The sequence below is a fragment of the Tamlana carrageenivorans genome (assembly GCF_002893765.1).
Classification (GTDB): domain Bacteria; phylum Bacteroidota; class Bacteroidia; order Flavobacteriales; family Flavobacteriaceae; genus Pseudotamlana; species Pseudotamlana carrageenivorans.
Map to the genome: position 1 here is coordinate 2,179,126 of NZ_CP025938.1, position 18,890 is coordinate 2,198,015.

Consider the following 18,890-nt stretch of genomic DNA (forward strand, 5'->3'; position numbering starts at 1 on the left):
AACCCATTGGAGCAGACCTTGCAACATATCGTAATTAAGGATTTCGTAACCGAAAGTCAGGTTGTTAATCCCGAAATCAAATTAAGTTATCAAGTTTTTGGTAAACCTATTGGTGATGCGCCTATAATTTTGGTTAATCATGCCCTTACGGGGAATAGCCATGTGGCCGGTGAAGGTGGCTGGTGGAGTGATTTAATAGGCGATGATAAAGTGATAGACACCAAACTTTATACGGTTTTGGCATTTAATATCCCTGGAAACGGATTTGATGGTTTTGTTATTGATAACTACAAAGATTTTGTGGCTAGAGATATTGCCAACATCTTTCTTATTGGGTTAGATAAACTAAAAACAGGAAAACTATTTGCCGTAGTTGGTGGGTCGTTAGGTGGAGGAATTTCTTGGGAAATGGCTGTTTTAAAACCCGATTTAACCGAGCATTTGGTCGTAGTGGCAACCGATTGGAAATCTACAGATTGGCTTATCGCAAATTGTCAGATTCAGGAGCAGTTCTTGTTAAATTCGAAGCACCCTGTTCACGATGCGCGCATGCATGCCATGTTATGTTACCGCACGCCAGAATCGTTTAAAGAGCGTTTTCAGCGGTCTAAAAATGATGATTTAGAGATTTTTAATGTGGAAAGTTGGCTGTTGCATCATGGCGATAAGCTGCAAGAACGTTTTCAGCTTTCAGCTTATAAATTAATGAATCAGCTCCTTAAAACCATTGATGTTACCAAAGGGAGAACTGAAAATTTTAATGTGTTAGAAAATATTGAGGCGAATATCCATATTATAGGTGTGGATTCCGATTTGTTTTTTACCGCAGAAGAAAATAGAGAAACTCAAAAACAGTTGGCTTTAACGCATCCTAATGTAACCTATAACGAAATTAATTCGGTTCATGGTCATGATGCGTTTTTAATGGAGTACGACCAACTTGAAAAAATAATAGAAGGCATTTTTGTGCCAAATTCTAAAAGAAAAAGAATGAAAGTATTAAAATTTGGAGGCAAATCTTTAGCAAACGGCACAGGTTTAAATACCGTGCTTTCCATTATAGAAAATAAAGTAGCTGCCGGTGATCGTATTAGTGTGGTGGTTTCGGCAAGAGGTTCGGCTACCGACGATTTGGAAGCGATTTTAAATAAAGCCGCAAAAGGTGAAATTTATAAGGACGCTTTAGAGGCTTTTAAAGCTTATCAAACCGAGCCTGCTAAAACCGTAGATTTCTCTGAGGAATTTGCAGTATTAGACAAGCTTTTTGAAGGGGTGAGTTTATTAGGAGATTACAGTAGTAAAACCAAAGATAATATTCTAGCCCAAGGTGAATTGCTGTCGGTAAAACTTATAACAAGCATTTTAAATGAGCGCGGTATTAAAGCGAATGCTACCGATTCTCGTGATTTGATTAAAACCGATGCCATTTTTGGAAACGCCCAGCCTTTGGCAAAGTTATCTAAAGAAAACACTCAGGCTTATTTTAAAAAGCATAAAGATGCCGTGAATATTATTACAGGATTTATCGCATCTAACTTAAAGAATGAAACCACAACTTTAGGTCGAAATGGGAGTAATTATACAGCGGCCTTAATCGCCAATTATTTAGATGCCGAAGAGCTTCAAAATTATACCCACGTTAACGGTATTTATACCGCAGACCCTAGTATGGTAGCCGATGCGCAACAAATTAGAGAGTTGTCTTTTAGTGAAGCTAATGAGTTGGCTAACTTCGGAACATCGGTGTTACACGCTAAAACCATTATTCCATTAGTTGAAAAAAATATCAGTCTTCGTATTTTAAATACATTCAATCCTGATGATGAAGGGACGCTTATTACCGCAAGACCTAGCACAAAAGAAGTGACTTCGTTATCGGTTTTAGATAATGTAGCGCTTTTAAATTTTGAAGGCCGTGGTTTACTTGGTAAAATTGGTGTTGATGCGCGAATTTTTAAGGCCTTAAGTAATTACGGTATTAGTGTAAGTATTGTGTCTCAAGGCTCTTCGGAGCGCGGTATCGGATTGATTATCAATTCCGATCAGGCCACTCAGGCGGTTATAGCGTTAGAGCGTGAGTTTGAAGGTGATTTCTATTCGCAAGACGTGAATAAAATTGATGTGGTGGACGATGTTTCGGTGATTTCCATTGTAGGTATTGAGCTGAGTTCATTTCATAAACCTTTCAATGCCTTAATAAAAAACCAAATTACACCGCTATTATTTAATAATACGGTAACTGGTAAAAACGTGAGTTTGGTGGTTAAAAAGCATGAACTGCATAAGGCCGTTAATGTGATTCACGGTGAAGTTTTTGGCATTTCTAAAAAAATAAACATTGTTATTTTTGGCCACGGCGGTGTTGGTGGTGCACTAATTAATCAGATATTAAAATCTAAAGATGATATAGAAAAACGCAAAGGCATCAATTTAAATATGTTTGCCATTGCGAATTCTAAAAAACAACTTTTATCTAAAAATGGTGTTGGGCTAACTTGGGAAGATGATATTAAAACAACGACCAACGAAAGCTCGATTGCCGATATCATTGCCTTTGCCAAAAAACATCATTTAGAGAACTTAATTGCTGTTGATAATACAGCAAGTTCAACCTTTTATCAAAACTACGTACCGCTTATTGAAGCTGGTTTCGATTTGGTGTCTTCAAATAAAGTGGCCAATACGGTATCTCATGAATTTTACAAAGATTTAAGGGTTCAGTTGAAAGAAAATAACAAGGAGTATCTGTACGAAACGACTGTAGGAGCAGGGCTTCCGCTTATCGATACCATAAAATTATTACACGAATCGGGAGAAAATATCACTAGAATTCGTGGCGTGTTTTCTGGAACATTGAGTTATTTATTCAATAATTTTTCTGTTGAAGACAAGCCGTTTAGTGAGATTATTCAGGAAACCATCGATAAAGGGTTTACAGAACCTGATCCTCGTGAAGATTTCTCTGGAAATGATGTGGCTAGAAAACTGCTTATCCTGGCCAGAGAGTTAGATTTACAAAATGAATTTGAAGATGTTTCGGTACAAAACCTTATTCCAGAGGCGTATCAAAATATTTCTGTTGCCGAGTTTTTAACGCAGTTAGATGTTTTAGACGACCAATATCAGGAAATAAAAGATAATCAGAAATCAGATTATGTACTGCGTTATGTGGGTGATTTGTCGGGTGATTTATCCAAAGACAAAGGGAAACTGGAAGTGAAACTGGTATCCATTCCAGAAGACAGTACCTTGGGCCACGTAAAAGGCTCGGATGCGATTTTTGAAATTTTCACAGAATCCTATGGCGAGCAACCCATCGTCATTCAAGGTGCTGGAGCAGGAGCCGAAGTAACCGCAAGAGGCGTGTTTGGAGATATTTTACGATTATCGAAACACATTAATTAAAATTCACGCGAAGGCGGAAATCTCAAGAAGTGTAAAAAATATAGGTCCAAAGAAGGTTTAGAAAATATCAAGAGTTTACGAGATAAACAGTAAGCTGGGTTATAAAAAACTAACTTTGTAGATAAGCGCATTTGGGAGCCTTTTTTCGCCTCCAAAAAGACGAAAAAAGATTTAGAGGATAGCCCGCCCCGATAGGGAAATGCCATAAAATAAATGATTAAAACGAACTATGAGTAATAACAAGAAATTTGAAACTTTAGCAGTACGAACCCAATCTGAAACCACACAGTTTTCTGAACATTCAGTGCCTTTGTATTTAACCTCAGGCTTTGTGTTTGATGATGCCGAAGAAATGCGTGCTTCGTTTGCTGAAGAGAAACAACGTGATTTATACAGCCGTTATAGCAACCCAAATGTGAACGAATTTGTAGAAAAAGTTTGTTTAATGGAAGGGGCTGAGGCTGGTTATGCCTTTGCTAGTGGTATGGCAGCGGTATTTTCAACGTTTGCAACCTTATTGGATGCTGGCGATCATGTGGTATCTTGTAGCTCAGTTTTTGGGGCTACCCACGGTTTGTTTACCAAATATTTCCCAAAATGGAATATAGAATGTTCCTACTTTAATATTAATGAAGTAGATACCATTGAAAGTTTGATTCAACCGAATACTAAATTTATCTATGCAGAAACACCAACCAACCCTGGAGTGGATGTTTTAGATTTAGATTTGCTTAGTGCTATTTGTAAAAAACACGGACTTTTATTGGTTATTGATAACTGTTTTGCTACACCTTATTTACAAAATCCAATTAAACATGGCGCCGATTTAGTGATTCATTCGGCAACTAAATTAATGGATGGTCAAGGGCGTGTTCTCGGCGGTATTACGGTGGGTTCAAAGGAATTAATTAGAGAAATTTACTTGTTTTCACGCCTTACAGGGCCTGCGATGAGTGCGTTTAATGCTTGGGTGTTATCTAAATCTCTTGAGACTTTAGCGGTACGTACCGAAAAGCATTGTGAAAATGCACTAAAAATTGCCGAGTTTTTAGAAGCACACCCCAAAGTGAAATGGGTAAAATATCCGTTTTTAAAATCACACCCTAAGTACGATATTGCTAAAAAACAAATGCGTTTAGGCGGTAGTATTGTAGCCTTTGAAGTAGAAGGTGGGGTAGCAGGTGGCCGCGCCTTTTTCGATAATATAAAAATGTGTTCGCTTTCAGCTAATTTAGGGGATACTAGAACTATTGTAACACATCCAGCAAGTACCACACATGCCAAAGTAGAGCCAGAAGTTAAAGCCGCTGTTGGGATTACCGATGGTTCGGTGCGTATTTCGGCAGGATTAGAGCATGTCGATGATATTATTGCCGATTTAAAACAAGCTTTAGGCTAAGATTTATTATTCATGAGACTTTTTACAGTTGACGCTTTTACTGATACGCCTTTTTGCGGAAATCCTGCAGGGGTTTGTATATTGGAACGGGCACTTTCTAATAAGGATTACCTCAAAATAGCTCAGGAAGTGAACCTTTCGGAAACTGCTTTTGTTGTGCCTAAAGGGGAAACTTTTTTATTAAGGTGGTTTACACCTAAAAATGAAGTTGATTTATGCGGTCATGCTACATTGGCGACGGCTAAAATCTTGTTTGATAAACTTCAGATGCCAAATAAAGTTTTGGAGTTTGAAACTAAAAGTGGGATTTTAAAGGTTGAAAAGAAGGATACTGTGCTACAAATGAATTTTCCGTTAGGGCAGTTGAAGCCTTTACAGGAATCAGATGTAATTCTTGAGAAATTTCTAAATGAAAAACCCTTATCTATAAACGTTGATAAAGATTGGTGTGTTTTAGAGTTAGCCGATGAAGATCATGTGAAAAACTTCAAACCAGATTTTAGTTTGCTGCGTTCGCATCATAAAAAAATAGTTGTGATAACCGCAAAATCGAAACAGGAACACCACGATTTTGTGTCTCGTGTATTCGGGCCAGCGATAGGTATAGATGAAGATCCTGTAACGGGTTCAGCACATTGTTATTTGGCTAGTTTTTGGGCTGGAAAACTTAATAAATCTACATTAGTAGGTTATCAAGCCTCGAAACGAGGCGGAGTGGTTCATTATGAGATTACTGATAATCAAAGGGTATTGCTTCGAGGCGACTGCGTTATCATGTCTGAAATGCTCATAGATTGGTCATTTTAAATAGTGCGTTTATAAGAACTTTACAAAGACTTTAACAAAAGTCTTACAAATTGGTCAACCAGTTATTTGTATCTTTGCACCGTTTTATTTTATAATATATGCGCTTAGCTATGAAGAAATTACCCTACCTTTTTGTCTTACTTTTGGTTTCTTTTTTAACCTTTAATTGTAGTAGTAATACTGATGATTTAGATGAGGTAGAACAAGAAGAAACGCCAACAACTCCAGAAGAGGATACAGACCCAGAGGATGAAAAAGAACCAGAGGAAGACAAGGAACCAGAAGAGGATTACGATAATGGCGAGCTAAACCCGAACCTTGCACCTTCTGAAAATTTCGATTTATCGACCTGGAATTTAAGTGTTCCAATAAATAACGGAAATGGTACAGCACTAAATATTAGTGTGGCAACATTAAATAATGGTTATAAAGATGGTGTGTACTTTTACACTGCCGAAGATGGCGGCATGGTGTTTAAATGTCCGAATAAAGGTTTTAAAACGTCTGCAAATACGTCGTATACCCGTGTAGAACTTCGTGAAATGTTACGAGGTACAAACACAGGAATTCCTACACAAGGAGTTACTAAAAACAACTGGGTTTTTGGAACAGCACCTGAAGAAGATATTAAGGCGGCTTATGGTTATGATGGAGAAATGACCGCAACTTTAGCAGTAAACCATGTAACCACTACAGGAAAAAACAGCCATATTGGACGCGTAATTGTTGGTCAAATTCATGCTAACGACGATGAGCCTGTTCGTATTTATTATAGAAAATTACCTAATAACGAATTGGGTTCTATATATTTTGCCCACGAACCTACCGATGGAAATGGATCAGAACAATGGCATGAACTTATTGGATCTAGAAGTAATAGTGCTTCTAACCCCTCTGATGGTATTGCTTTAAATGAGAAATTTAGCTATAAAATTCACGTAGAAGGCGATGCTTTAACAGTAACTATTTCTAGAGAAGGTAAAGATGATGTATCTAAAACGGTAGATATGAAAAATAGCGGATTTAATGTGGGCGGACAGTACATGTATTTTAAAGCCGGTGTTTATAATCAGAATAATTCAGGTGAAGATAACGATTATGTACAAGCAACTTTTTATGCTTTAGAAAAATCCCATACCATGTTATAACATCCTATAGTCATAAAATTAGAGCCGTTATATTTTGTGTTCCAACTCAAAATGTAACGGTTTTTTTGTGTGTTACATTTTTTTAGTTGTAGGATTATTAAAATCTTTATCTTCGCATCATGCTATCTAAAAAAACTAAATACGGATTAAAAGCGCTTACCTTTATAGCGCGAAGCGAAGGCGATGTGCCATTGCAAGTAGCCGAAATTGCTAAAAATGAGCATATTCCACAGAAATTTTTAGAAAGTATCCTATTAACACTCCGAAAATCGGGCATTTTAGGCTCTAAAAAAGGAAAGCATGGCGGTTATTATTTAAGACAGCCATCTGAAGAGGTTTTAATGACCGATGTAATGCGTGTTCTTGAAGGACCCATTGCTATGGTGCCCTGTGTAAGCTTGAACTACTACGAAAAGTGTGACGACTGTGTCGATGAAGAAACCTGCAGCGTAAATAAATTGATGCTTCAGGTACGTGATAGCACGCTTAATGTTTTTAGAAATACCACTTTAGCAGATTTATCTCGCCCAAAAGACTAAAATATTCCTAATATTTATTGCTTTTCCATACTAATTTTTAGGCTATTGTTGGATTTTTTTTCAATATGCTAAAAAATTGGAATAAATTTTTTTATGTAACAAAATATAGTACATTTGTAATCCCTAGTAAATCGATAGGGTTAATGTAATACATCAACAAATGATTGCGCAAATGTTATTGAAAAATAAAGAAAAGTCTACGTATAAAGAAGATAGTGCAAGTGAAAAACCACTAAGAAGTGTTGTGAAATCACTAAGTTGGAGAACTATCGGTACTTTAGATACGATTTTAATTTCATGGATAGTAACCGGTGAATTAACTTTAGCGTTTTCGATAGGGTCTATCGAATTAGTAACAAAAATGGTGTTGTACTTTTTCCATGAAAGAGTGTGGAACTCGATAAAATGGGGGAAATAAAAAAAGAATTATGTTTACAGAAGAGCAAATAGAGGTATTAAACCACGCATTTAAAGATGCTACACCAGCTGAAATTATTGCTAAAGCTTACGAGCTTAATAATGAGGCAGTGGTAACAACAAATTTTAGACCATACGAAGCTGCAATTTTACATGTCGTGAGTAAGGTTAAACCTGATGTACCAGTAATTTGGTGTGATACCGGTTATAATACACCTCAAACTTATAAGCATGCAGAGCAGGTTATAAAAGACTTAAACTTAAATGTGTTTTTATATGTGCCAAAACAAACATCGGCGCACCGCGATGTGGTTATGGGTATTCCAACCGTTGACCAGCCAGAGCACGCTTTATTTACAGAGCAAGTAAAGTTAGAGCCTTTTGCAAGAGCGATGGCAGAACACAAGCCTAAAGTTTGGTTTACTAATTTACGTCAAGGGCAAACAGCCTTCAGAAATAGTATTGGTATTTTTAGTCTGAGTAAAGATGGCGTTTTAAAAGTGAGTCCGTTTTACTTTTGGTCTGACGAAAAGTTAGATGCTTATTTAAAAGAAAATAACTTGCCAAACGAGTTTAAATATTTCGATCCCACAAAAGCATTAGAAAATAGAGAGTGTGGTTTACACGCTTAATAAAATTGATAAACAGAATACGATGAAAAAAGACACATCAAATATAAACTCGCTAGAAAACGAAGCGATATATATTATGAGAGAAGTAGCAGCACAGTTTGAAAAGCCTGTGTTATTATTTTCAGGAGGAAAAGATTCTATTACATTAGTAAGATTGGCGGTAAAAGCCTTTTATCCTGCAAAAGTGCCATTTCCTTTAATGCATATCGACACAGGGCATAATTTCCCGGAAACTATCGAATTTAGAGACCGTTTGTGTAAAGAGCTAGGTTTAGAATTGATTGTAAGAAACGTGCAAGATTCTATTGATGAAGGCAAAGTAAAAGAAGAGTCTGGTAGATATGCAAGTAGAAACATACTACAAACTACAACCTTATTAGATGCTATCGAAGAGTTTAAGTTTGATGCTTGTATTGGTGGTGCACGTCGTGATGAAGAAAAAGCAAGAGCTAAAGAACGTATTTTTTCTGTTCGTGATGATTTCGGACAATGGGACGAAAAAAACCAACGTCCAGAGTTATTCGATATGTTAAATGGTGATATCGAGCATGGTCAAAATGTTCGTGTATTCCCAATTTCAAATTGGACAGAACTAGATGTTTGGTCGTATATCGAAAAGGAAAATATTGAAATTCCTTCAATCTATTTCGCTCACAAACGTAAAGTATTCTTAAGAGACGGTATGATTTGGTCTGCTGAAGATGAAGTAGTTTACAGAGATGACCATGAAGAGGTGATTGAAGAAATGGTGCGTTTTAGAACCGTAGGTGATATGAGTTGTACAGCAGCCGTTTTATCGGAAGCGTCTACCATTACCAAAGTTGTTGAGGAGATTAGAGATTCTTCAATTTCAGAACGTGGCGCTCGTATCGACGATAAAAGATCGGAAGCCGCTATGGAGAAACGTAAACAACAAGGGTATTTCTAGAGTAAAGCCCCCTAACCCCCGAAGGGGGATTAGCAAGTTTGCGGATAAAAAGGACTAAACTAAAAACTTAATATAGATACAATATTATAGTATTGATACTAAGTGAAAAATATTAACAATATTCTTACTTCGCCCGAGTAAGGATCCCTCCCCTAGGGGAGGTTAGGAGGGGCTTCATTTATGGAAGTATTAAAAATAGCAACAGCAGGAAGTGTAGATGATGGGAAAAGTACGTTAATCGGACGTATTCTTTACGATACAAAATCATTAACTACCGATAAATTAGAGGCTATCGAAAAAACAAGTAAGCAACGTGGATACGACTACTTAGATTTTTCTTTAGCTACCGATGGATTAGTTGCAGAAAGAGAACAAGGTATTACCATTGATGTGGCACATATCTATTTTTCAACTAAAAAGAAAAGTTACATCATCGCCGATACACCGGGTCACGTAGAATATACGCGTAACATGGTAACTGGTGCTTCAACATCGCAAGCGTCTATCATCTTAATTGATGCTAGAAAAGGGGTGATCGAGCAAACAAACCGTCACTTTTTTATCAATAACTTATTACGTATTAAAGACGTGGTAGTAGCGATAAACAAGATGGATTTAGTAGATTATTCTGAAGAAATTTATAATAAAATTAAAGCTGATTTCACTGAATTAATGAGCAAACGTGATTATCAAGATCAAAAAATTACGTTCATTCCAGTAAGTGCTTTAAAAGGAGATAATGTTGTAAATAAAACTGATAAAATGCCTTGGTATAAAGGTGAAGCTTTGTTGGAGCATTTAGAGCAATTGGATAAAGCCGATATCTTTAACGTAGGTACACCGCGTTTCCCAGTGCAGTATGTAATCCGTCCTAAAACTGAAGAATTTCACGATTTTAGAGGCTATGCCGGTAAAGTTTATGGTGGAAATTTAAGCGTTGGAGATGATATTGTGGTGCTTCCATCACAAACGAAATCGAAGATTAAAGATATTTATTTCTACGACGAAAAGTATGAAACAGCTTCAAGACGTTCTTCGGTAACCATTACTTTAGAGAACGATATTAATGTGAGCCGTGGCGATATGATTGTAAAAGCAGACGATCTTCCAACGATTGAAAAGCAATTTACAGCAAACGTTTGTTGGATGGATGCCACGAATTTAACAGCTGGTGGTAAGTACATTGTACAACACGGTGTTAATAAAGTATTAGCTAAGGTAGATAAGATTAACCATAAAATTCACCCAGATTATTCAGGGATTGAAGAAGGGGCTACCTCTTTAGGTGTAAATGATATTGCTTCGGTAACTTTTAAGTTAAATAAACCAATTTTTTACGACCAATTTAAAAACCACCGTACAAATGGGTCTTTTATTTTAATCGATCCACAAAGTAACAATACGGTAGCAGCAGGGTTTATTCAGTAAATAAAAATCCCTTAGCTTCCAAAGGGGAGGTTAGCTAGATAGTTAAAACCAAACAGACCAAACGACTTATAAAATTTAAATATTTTGTAAGTTTTGAAAAATAAAACCATTAACAATATTCTTACTCCGCCCGAGTAAGAATTCCTCCCTAAGCCTGCTTTGAGCGCAGTTGAAATGGGGAGGTTAGGAGGGGCTTTTGTATGCAAACATTTAGATCAGAAATAGAGAACCCAATTGTAGAGAAGGATATCATTGAATTAGCAAGAAAAATCGAGCTTTTCAACAATGGTAAAATTGATGAGGAAAAATTTAGAAGTCTTCGTTTGGCTCGTGGTGTTTACGGTCAGCGTCAAGAAGGCGTACAAATGATTCGTATTAAGATTCCTTACGGAAAACTTAAAAGTAATCAGTTACGTAGAATTTCTGAGGTTTCTGATGAATATTCTCGTGGTCGTTTACACATCACAACCCGTCAAGATATTCAAATTCACTATGTGGATTTAAATAGAACTCCTGAGCTTTGGGCAGAATTAGAAAAAGATGAAGTTACGGTTCGTGAAGCTTGTGGAAACGTGGTAAGAAACGTTACGGCTTCAGAAACGGCTGGAATCGATGTTAACGAACCTTTCGATGTGTCGCCTTATGCTGAAGCTATTTTTAAATTCTTTTTACGTAACCCAATTTGTCAAGAAATGGGACGTAAATTTAAAGTGTCTTTCTCGTCTACAGACGAAGATACTGGGCTGTCTTACCTACACGATATCGGGTATATCGCTAAAGAGAAGGATGGTGTTCGCGGATTTAAAGTTATGGTAGCTGGTGGACTTGGGTCACAACCACGTCATGCCGATGTGTTGTATGATTTTGTTGAAACCGATAAAATCATTCCAATCATGGAAGGCATTTTAAGAGTTTTCGATCGTTATGGTGAACGTAAAAGTCGTGCTAAAGCCCGTATGAAATTCTTAGTAAAAGATATCGGTTTAGAGGCTTTTAGAGCATTAATTGATGAAGAACAAAATGCGATTGAGTTTAAATCGGTAGCTATTGATGCCGATGCGTATATATCTTCAAAACCAGTTTCGGTTGAAGTGCCTCAGGTAGACATAAAAGACCAAGCGGCTTTCGATTTATGGAAATCTACAAACTTAATTCCGCAAAAGCAGGAAGGGTATGTAGCGATTGGAATTAAAGTGTTATTAGGTGATTTTTATACCGATAAAGCACGATTATTAGCCGATTTAATTGATAAGTATGCTGCTGGTGAAGTGCGTTTAACATTACGTCAAAACATCGTTATTCCTTTTGTTAAGGAAGATTTAGTACCGTTTTTCTACACCGAATTAGAAAAATTAGGATTCGTAGAAGCGGGATATAATAAAGCGGTTGATATTACTGCTTGTCCTGGAACAGATACTTGTAATTTAGGTATTGCAAGTAGTACAGGAATTGCCGATGAATTAGAACGCGTTATTAAAGCAGAGTACCCACAATATCTTAAAAACGACGATGTGGTTATCAAGATTAGTGGATGTATGAATGCTTGTGGACAACATAATATGGCCAATATTGGTTTCCAAGGAATGTCGGTTCGTACGCCAGATAAATTAGTTGCCCCGGCTTTACAAGTATTACTTGGTGGTGGTAATTTAGGAGATGGTCATGCTACTTTTGCAGATAAAGTGGTGAAAGTACCAAGTAAAAGAGGGCCTGAAGCGTTAAGAAGAATCTTAAACGATTTTGAAGCCAATGCCAATGGTAAAAAGTTTGTTGAGTATTACAAGGAAACAGGCGATCGTTATTTCTACGATTTGTTAAATGATTTACAAGATGTAACGAATTTAACTCCAGAAGATTTTATCGATTGGGGAACGCACGAAACATATGTTAAAGAAATTGGTGTTGGAGAATGTGCCGGTGTGGTGATCGATTTAATTGCGACTTTATTTTTAGAAAGTGAAGAAAAAATTAATAATGCTCAAGAGTCATTCGATAATAAAGTGTATTCAGGAGCTATTTATTATGCATACCAGTCTTTAGTTAATTCCGCGAAAGCGTTATTATTAGCCGATAATGCGAAAACAAATACCCATGCAGGTATCATTAAAGATTTTGATGAAATGTTTGTGGCTAGCGGAAAAATTAATTTAGGTGTTTCTTTCGCCGATTTAATATATCAAATCAATAAATTTGCACCAACCCAAGAGTTTGCGGCAAAGTATATTGAAAATGCGAAAGACTTTTTAGGAAAAGTAAAAGCGTTTAGAGAAAAAGATACCGCTGCTATTTAAAAACAACCAGTATTGCTAACCAAAAAGATGAGTAAAAAAACACCTATATTAACTGTTGTAGGCGCTGGCCCAGGTGACGAAGATTTAATTACATTAAAAGCCATAAAAGCTATTGAGGCTGCCGATGTGATTTTATACGATGCCCTTATAAACGAAGCCTTATTAAAATATGCTTCCAAAGATGCAGAGCTTATTTTTGTAGGGAAACGCAAAGGGTGTTATGCGTTTCAACAAGAGCAAATTAACGAATTAATTGTTGCTAAAGCCAAAGAAAAAGGCCATGTAGTACGCTTAAAAGGTGGTGATCCATTTATTTTTGGTCGCGGTGCCGAGGAGATTGATTTTGTGAGACAATTTGGGTTAGAAACCTTTGTTGTTCCTGGGATATCATCATCTGTTGCAGCACCAGCATACCAAGGGATTCCGCTTACAAAACGCGGGGCATCAGAAAGTTTTTGGGTGATTACTGGAACCACGAAAAAACATCAAATTTCTAGCGATGTGGCCTTAGCGGCTAAATCGACTGCAACGGTTGTGATTTTGATGGGGATGAGTAAATTGGATGAAATTGTAACTATTTTTTCAGCTGAAAACAAACAAAATACGGCCATTGCGATTATTCAAAATGGTACACGAGAAGATGAAAAGGTAGGTATTGGTACTATAGAAACCATTCAAGACATTGTTGCTCAAAAAGAGCTTTCTTCTCCAGCCATTATCGTAATTGGTGATGTGGTAAAGGAACGCGCCGTTTTAAGTCGTATTTATTCTGAAGCAAAAGAAGCCTAGGTGATGGAAGAAAGAAACAACCTGTATCCAATATTCTTAAAAGCTAAAAGTTTAAATATTCTTATTGTTGGTGGTGGTTATGTGGCCGAAGAGAAATTAACTTTTCTGTTAAAATCAAGTCCCGATGCCCATGTGACAATGGTGTCTAAAATGTTTCGCGAAGAAACCATAGCCCTAGCGAAAAAAGGTGATGTTACCTTAATTAAAGATAAGTACAAGAAAAAATATTTAAAAGGTCAACATATTGTTGTTGCAACAACCGATAAGCCTAAAGTAAATATTAAAGTTCATAAACACTGTAGAGCAAAAAGCTTGTTGGTAAACGTAGCCGATAATCCGCCTTATTGCGATTTTTATATGGGTGGTATCGTGACTAAAGGAAATGTGAAAGTTGCGATTTCAACCAATGGAAAGTCGCCAACAACAGCAAAACGTTTACGCCAGTTTTTTGAAGATGTCATCCCCGAAAATGTAGATGATTTAGTGAAGAACTTAAATGAATATAGAAAAACTATAAAAGGTGATTTCGAACAAAAGGTTGAAAAACTTAACGAGTTCACTAAAGGATTAATTGAAAAATAAGTAAAAGTACCATACAATGATTAAAACAGATATAATAATAATTGGCGCGGGGCCAACAGGACTATTTACAGTATTCGAAGCTGGATTATTAAAATTGAAATGTCATTTAATAGATGCATTACCTCAACCAGGAGGGCAATGCTCAGAATTATATCCAAAAAAACCGATTTATGATATTCCTGGTTTCCCAGAAATTTTAGCCGGAGATTTAACAAAGAATTTGTTAGAGCAAGGGAAACAGTTTGAGCCAGGGTTCACTTTAGGTGAACGTGCTGATACGGTTGAAAAACAAGAAGACGGTACTTTTATTGTAACTACCAATAAAGGAACACAACACCAAGCGCCAGTTGTTGCTATAGCAAGTGGTTTGGGTAGTTTTGAACCTCGAAAACCACAACTTGAAAATTTGGCTAAGTTTGAAGATAAGGGTGTTGAATATATGATTAAAGAACCAGAGATGTATCGTGATAAAAACGTAGTCATAGCTGGTGGAGGAGATTCTGCTTTAGACTGGTCTATATATTTGGCTGATGTCGCTAAAAGTGTGACACTTATTCATAGACGTAATGAATTTAGAGGCCATTTAGATTCTGTTGAAAAAGTACAAGAGTTAAAAGATGCCGGGAAAATTAACCTTATTACCCCTGCAGAGGTAACCGATATTTTAGGAGATGATAAAGTTACAGGTCTTGAAATAACTAAAAATGGCGAAGATCCTTTTACATTAGAAACAGATCATTTTATACCTTTATTTGGACTTTCACCTAAATTAGGACCAATTGCTAATTGGGGGTTAGAGATTGAGAAAAATGCAATTAAAGTTAATAATGCATTAGATTATCAAACTAACATTCCAGGACTGTTTGCTATTGGAGATGGTAATTATTATCCTGGTAAATTAAAATTAATACTATGTGGTTTTCATGAAGCTACTATCATGTGCCAAGCAGCCTATAAAATAATACACCCAGGAAAGAAAAATGTTTTAAAATATACTACAGTCTCTGGTGTAAATGGTTTTGATGGTTCTCGTAAAGAGGCTCCAAAAGCAGTTGTTCAAGCTATTAATTAATAAGGGCAATGACACCTTTTAGACTTGAATTTAAAGGCTGAGAAATCAATATGCTAATCCTACAAAGTTTGTGCAAACTTTGTAGGATTTAGTTTTTAATGCCAATTTTATTTTAAGGTTATATTATATGAGAATTGGCATAACATAGCAAGGATTTAAAAGGATAAGTTTTACATTTATAATCTAAAATTATTAATACGAATTCATGTTTAAAATAACTGTAAAGCAAAATGATGAGCTCTTTTAAGGTAAAAAGACGCTTTTTTTTAGGTCATTTTAAATGAGGAATGGTATTTAACGAATAAAGTCTATAGCATTTATGAAAAGTTACAACGTTTGCCTTAAAGACACCGCAAAAACATTTACTAAAAGACTGTTTTACTCTTTGTTTGATTGTGAGCAAGAAAAAGCTCATGAGGATTACTTGAAGAGAAAATTTTTAAAAATTCTGTCCAAATTAGAAATAGATAATGGTAAGGAAATTTGGAAACAGTTTAAAGCAGAACTTCCTGAAATTAGAAAAAAATTAGATTTAGATGCTATTGCTTTTGAAAGTAATGACCCTGCATCTCATTCATTAGCCGAAATTTATTTGGCTTACCCTGGGTTTTATGCCATTTCAGTTTATAGATTAAGTCATGCCCTTTATAAGTTAGGAGTGCATATTTTACCTCGAATGATGAGTGAATATATTCATGGCATTACAGGCGTAGATATTCATCCAGGAGCTACCATTGGTAAATCGTTTTATATAGATCATGGTACAGGTATTGTTATTGGTGAAACATCTATTATTGGCGAAAATGTTAAAATATATCAAGGTGTAACCTTAGGAGGGATTTCTGTAGCTAAAAGTTTAGCTTCCACAAAAAGGCATCCTACTATCGAGGATAATGTTTGTATTTATGCAAATGCAACCATTTTGGGGGGCGATATTGTAATTGGTGAAAATAGTATCATTGGTGCGAATGTTTGGATTACAGAATCAGTTCCTAAAAACTCGTTGGTAACTTATCAAACTGAAATAAAAATTAGACCTAGGAAGAATGGAATATAAAAATAGTATCATTGGTCAAATAGGAAAAACACCATTAGTAGAAGCAACCCACCTTATTTCAAAAAAAGGGGTGCGTTTGTTTTTAAAATTAGAAGGGCATAACCCTGGCGGCAGTGTTAAAGACCGTGCTGCTTTTAACATGATTAATGAGGCGTTAAAACGTGGTGATGTTAAAAAAGGAGGGACTTTAGTTGAAGCTACAAGCGGAAATACCGGTATAGCTTTAGCTTTTATTGCTAGGTTGTTGGGTTTAAATATGGTGCTTATCATGCCAGAGAACTCTACCGAAGAGCGTGTTAAAACCATGCGCGCTTATGGTGCTAAGGTTATTTTAACGCCTGCCGATATTGGTATAGAAGGCTCTCGTGATCTGGCTTTTAAACTTCGCGATGAAAAAGGCTATGTGCTTTTAAATCAGTTTGAAAATCCAGACAATTGGAAAGCGCACTACCAAACCACAGGACCAGAAATTTGGGAAGCTACCAATCATAATATCACACATTTTGTCTCAGCTATGGGAACAACCGGAACCATAACCGGTGTGTCAACTTTTTTAAAAGAGCAAAATAAAAATATTACCATTGTTGGCGCTCAGCCTGCCGATGGCGCTAGAATTCCAGGAATTAGAAAATGGTCGCCCGAATATGTGCCTAAATTTTTCGACCCTAAAAAGGTTGATGTTATTGTCGATGTCTCGGAAGAAGATGCCAAACAAACAACCATTAATTTAGCTAAGGAAGAAGGGATATTTGCGGGAATGAGCAGCGGTGGTTCGGTGTTTTGTGCTCTAAAAATAGCTCAACAAATAGAAGAAGGCATTATTGTAGCTATTATTTGCGACAGAGGCGATCGTTATTTGTCTTCAACACTATTCGATTAGTATTCAGCAATTTTTATAAAATTAGTGTGAATAAAAGAATATAGTTAGTACTTTTGTTCGCCAGTTCATTAACGTTTTAATGTTATCAAGAAAGGTAGAGGGATTAGACCCAGTGAAGCCTTGGCAACCCTTTATCTGGTAAAGAAGGTGCTACGTTCTACTGCTTGTGCTGAGTTTATTCAGGAATCAATCAGACAGATAACGAATAGTATTTATTTACTTTTCTTGATGATATTATAGATTTAAAATAATATCAAACAAATGTCAGACATAAAACAGGCTTTAAAAGAACGCATCTTGGTTTTAGATGGCGCCATGGGCACCATGTTACAAGCGTATAAATTTACTGAAGAAGATTTTAGAGGCGAACGCTTTAAAGATTACCCAACGCCTTTGCAGGGTAATAACGATTTGCTTTCTATCACGCAGCCTGAAGCCATAAAAACCATTCACGCCAAATATTTTGAAGCAGGTGCCGATATTGTAGAAACCAATACCTTTTCGGGAACCACTATTGCTATGGCCGATTATCAAATGGAAGATTTGGTTTACGAGCTTAACTACGAGTCAGCCAAAATTGCCAAGGAAGTTGCCGATAAATTCACCGCTAAAGAACCACACAAACCACGTTTTGTAGCAGGTTCTATAGGGCCAACTAACCGTACAGCAAGTATGTCGCCAGATGTTAACGATCCTGGTTATAGAGCGGTTACTTTTGATGAATTACGCATCGCGTACAAACAACAAGTAGAAGCTTTAATGGATGGTGGTGCAGACTTACTTTTAGTGGAAACCGTTTTTGATACTTTAAACGCCAAAGCAGCCTTATTTGCTATTGAAGAAGTAAAGGACGAACGCCATATCGATATTCCTATCATGTTAAGTGGTACAATTACCGATGCTTCTGGACGAACACTTTCGGGGCAAACGGCCGAAGCTTTTTTAATTTCAGTATCACATATTCCGTTATTGTCTGTCGGATTTAATTGTGCTTTAGGTGCTAATTTATTACAACCGCATTTAGAAGCGATTGCTAATAAAACCGATTTTGCTATTTCAGCACACCCTAACGCAGGTTTACCAAATGCTTTTGGAGAATATGATGAAACACCAGAGGAAATGGGCGAGCAAATTGAAGAATACCTCAAGAAAAATTTAATAAATATTATTGGTGGCTGTTGCGGAACATCGCCAGAACATATTAGCGTTATTGCAAAGTTGGCTGCTAAATATAAGCCACGCCGTCATGCTGAACTTGTTTCAGTATCTCATTAAGCAGCGCAGTACGAACCAAGGATGGTTTTTGGTTGTTAGTTGTTGGTTTTTGGTTGTTGGGTTGAAAAGTAATAAGAACGAATAATGTATTAATCAAAATGAATAATGAACTGATTTATCGTTTTTGCGTTATTACGTATGGAACGATTTTTTAACAAATGGAAAAGTTTAAATCAGTTCAAGAAATAAATAAGAAATGAATTCATATACTGAATTAGATGTTTGAAAATATTCGAGAGAA

General features: G+C 36.4%; 16 protein-coding genes and 1 riboswitch. All 16 genes read left to right on the forward strand.

Annotated elements, in window-relative coordinates:
• The first annotated feature begins 6 nt into the window (after positions 1-6).
• Complete coding sequence (thrA, locus tag C1A40_RS09645) at positions 7-3,405, forward strand: bifunctional aspartate kinase/homoserine dehydrogenase I (protein WP_102995719.1); 3,399 nt, start codon at positions 7-9, stop codon at positions 3,403-3,405.
• A gap of 229 nt (positions 3,406-3,634) precedes the next feature.
• Positions 3,635-4,804 (forward strand): trans-sulfuration enzyme family protein, encoded by a 1,170-nt coding sequence (locus C1A40_RS09650; protein WP_102995720.1) that lies wholly within the window; start codon positions 3,635-3,637, stop codon positions 4,802-4,804.
• Positions 4,805-4,816: 12 nt separating this feature from the next.
• Positions 4,817-5,611 carry a PhzF family phenazine biosynthesis protein gene (locus C1A40_RS09655; protein ID WP_102995721.1) on the forward strand — a complete coding sequence of 265 codons (795 nt, stop codon included), beginning with the start codon at positions 4,817-4,819 and terminating at the stop codon, positions 5,609-5,611.
• 110 nt (positions 5,612-5,721) lie between these two features.
• Positions 5,722-6,759, forward strand: a complete 1,038-nt coding sequence (locus C1A40_RS09660; protein ID WP_241910373.1) for a polysaccharide lyase family 7 protein — start codon at positions 5,722-5,724, stop codon at positions 6,757-6,759.
• 119 nt (positions 6,760-6,878) lie between these two features.
• On the forward strand, positions 6,879-7,298 hold the full coding sequence (locus C1A40_RS09665; protein ID WP_102995723.1) for an RrF2 family transcriptional regulator: 420 nt from the start codon (positions 6,879-6,881) through the stop codon (positions 7,296-7,298).
• A 160-nt stretch (positions 7,299-7,458) separates the two neighbouring features.
• Positions 7,459-7,716: a DUF2061 domain-containing protein gene (locus C1A40_RS09670; protein WP_102995724.1), complete on the forward strand. Its 258-nt coding sequence runs from the start codon at positions 7,459-7,461 to the stop codon at positions 7,714-7,716.
• A gap of 10 nt (positions 7,717-7,726) precedes the next feature.
• A complete protein-coding gene (locus tag C1A40_RS09675) occupies positions 7,727-8,347 on the forward strand; it encodes a phosphoadenosine phosphosulfate reductase domain-containing protein (RefSeq protein WP_102995725.1) in 621 nt (206 codons plus the stop codon).
• A 4-nt stretch (positions 8,348-8,351) separates the two neighbouring features.
• Positions 8,352-9,275 (forward strand): sulfate adenylyltransferase subunit CysD, encoded by a 924-nt coding sequence (gene cysD / locus C1A40_RS09680; RefSeq protein WP_277871399.1) that lies wholly within the window; start codon positions 8,352-8,354, stop codon positions 9,273-9,275.
• A gap of 180 nt (positions 9,276-9,455) precedes the next feature.
• Positions 9,456-10,703 carry a sulfate adenylyltransferase subunit 1 gene (locus C1A40_RS09685; RefSeq protein ID WP_102995727.1) on the forward strand — a complete coding sequence of 416 codons (1,248 nt, stop codon included), beginning with the start codon at positions 9,456-9,458 and terminating at the stop codon, positions 10,701-10,703.
• A gap of 200 nt (positions 10,704-10,903) precedes the next feature.
• Entirely contained in the window at positions 10,904-12,994 is a 2,091-nt protein-coding gene (locus tag C1A40_RS09690; RefSeq protein ID WP_102995728.1) for a HEPN domain-containing protein, read from the forward strand.
• Between the two features lie 27 nt (positions 12,995-13,021).
• Entirely contained in the window at positions 13,022-13,783 is a 762-nt protein-coding gene (cobA, locus tag C1A40_RS09695; protein ID WP_102995729.1) for a uroporphyrinogen-III C-methyltransferase, read from the forward strand.
• Between the two features lie 3 nt (positions 13,784-13,786).
• On the forward strand, positions 13,787-14,365 hold the full coding sequence (locus C1A40_RS09700) for a precorrin-2 dehydrogenase/sirohydrochlorin ferrochelatase family protein (protein ID WP_102995730.1): 579 nt from the start codon (positions 13,787-13,789) through the stop codon (positions 14,363-14,365).
• Between the two features lie 16 nt (positions 14,366-14,381).
• Entirely contained in the window at positions 14,382-15,437 is a 1,056-nt protein-coding gene (locus tag C1A40_RS09705; RefSeq protein ID WP_102995731.1) for an NAD(P)/FAD-dependent oxidoreductase, read from the forward strand.
• 319 nt (positions 15,438-15,756) lie between these two features.
• Entirely contained in the window at positions 15,757-16,494 is a 738-nt protein-coding gene (gene epsC, locus C1A40_RS09710) for a serine O-acetyltransferase EpsC (protein ID WP_102995732.1), read from the forward strand.
• On the forward strand, positions 16,484-17,374 hold the full coding sequence (cysM, locus tag C1A40_RS09715; RefSeq protein WP_102995733.1) for a cysteine synthase CysM: 891 nt from the start codon (positions 16,484-16,486) through the stop codon (positions 17,372-17,374). The genes epsC and cysM overlap by 11 nt, the downstream gene beginning before the upstream one ends.
• A gap of 79 nt (positions 17,375-17,453) precedes the next feature.
• Positions 17,454-17,579, forward strand: a riboswitch (SAM riboswitch).
• A 56-nt stretch (positions 17,580-17,635) separates the two neighbouring features.
• A complete protein-coding gene (locus tag C1A40_RS09720) occupies positions 17,636-18,649 on the forward strand; it encodes a homocysteine S-methyltransferase family protein (RefSeq protein WP_102995734.1) in 1,014 nt (337 codons plus the stop codon).
• The last annotated feature ends 241 nt before the right edge of the window (positions 18,650-18,890 follow it).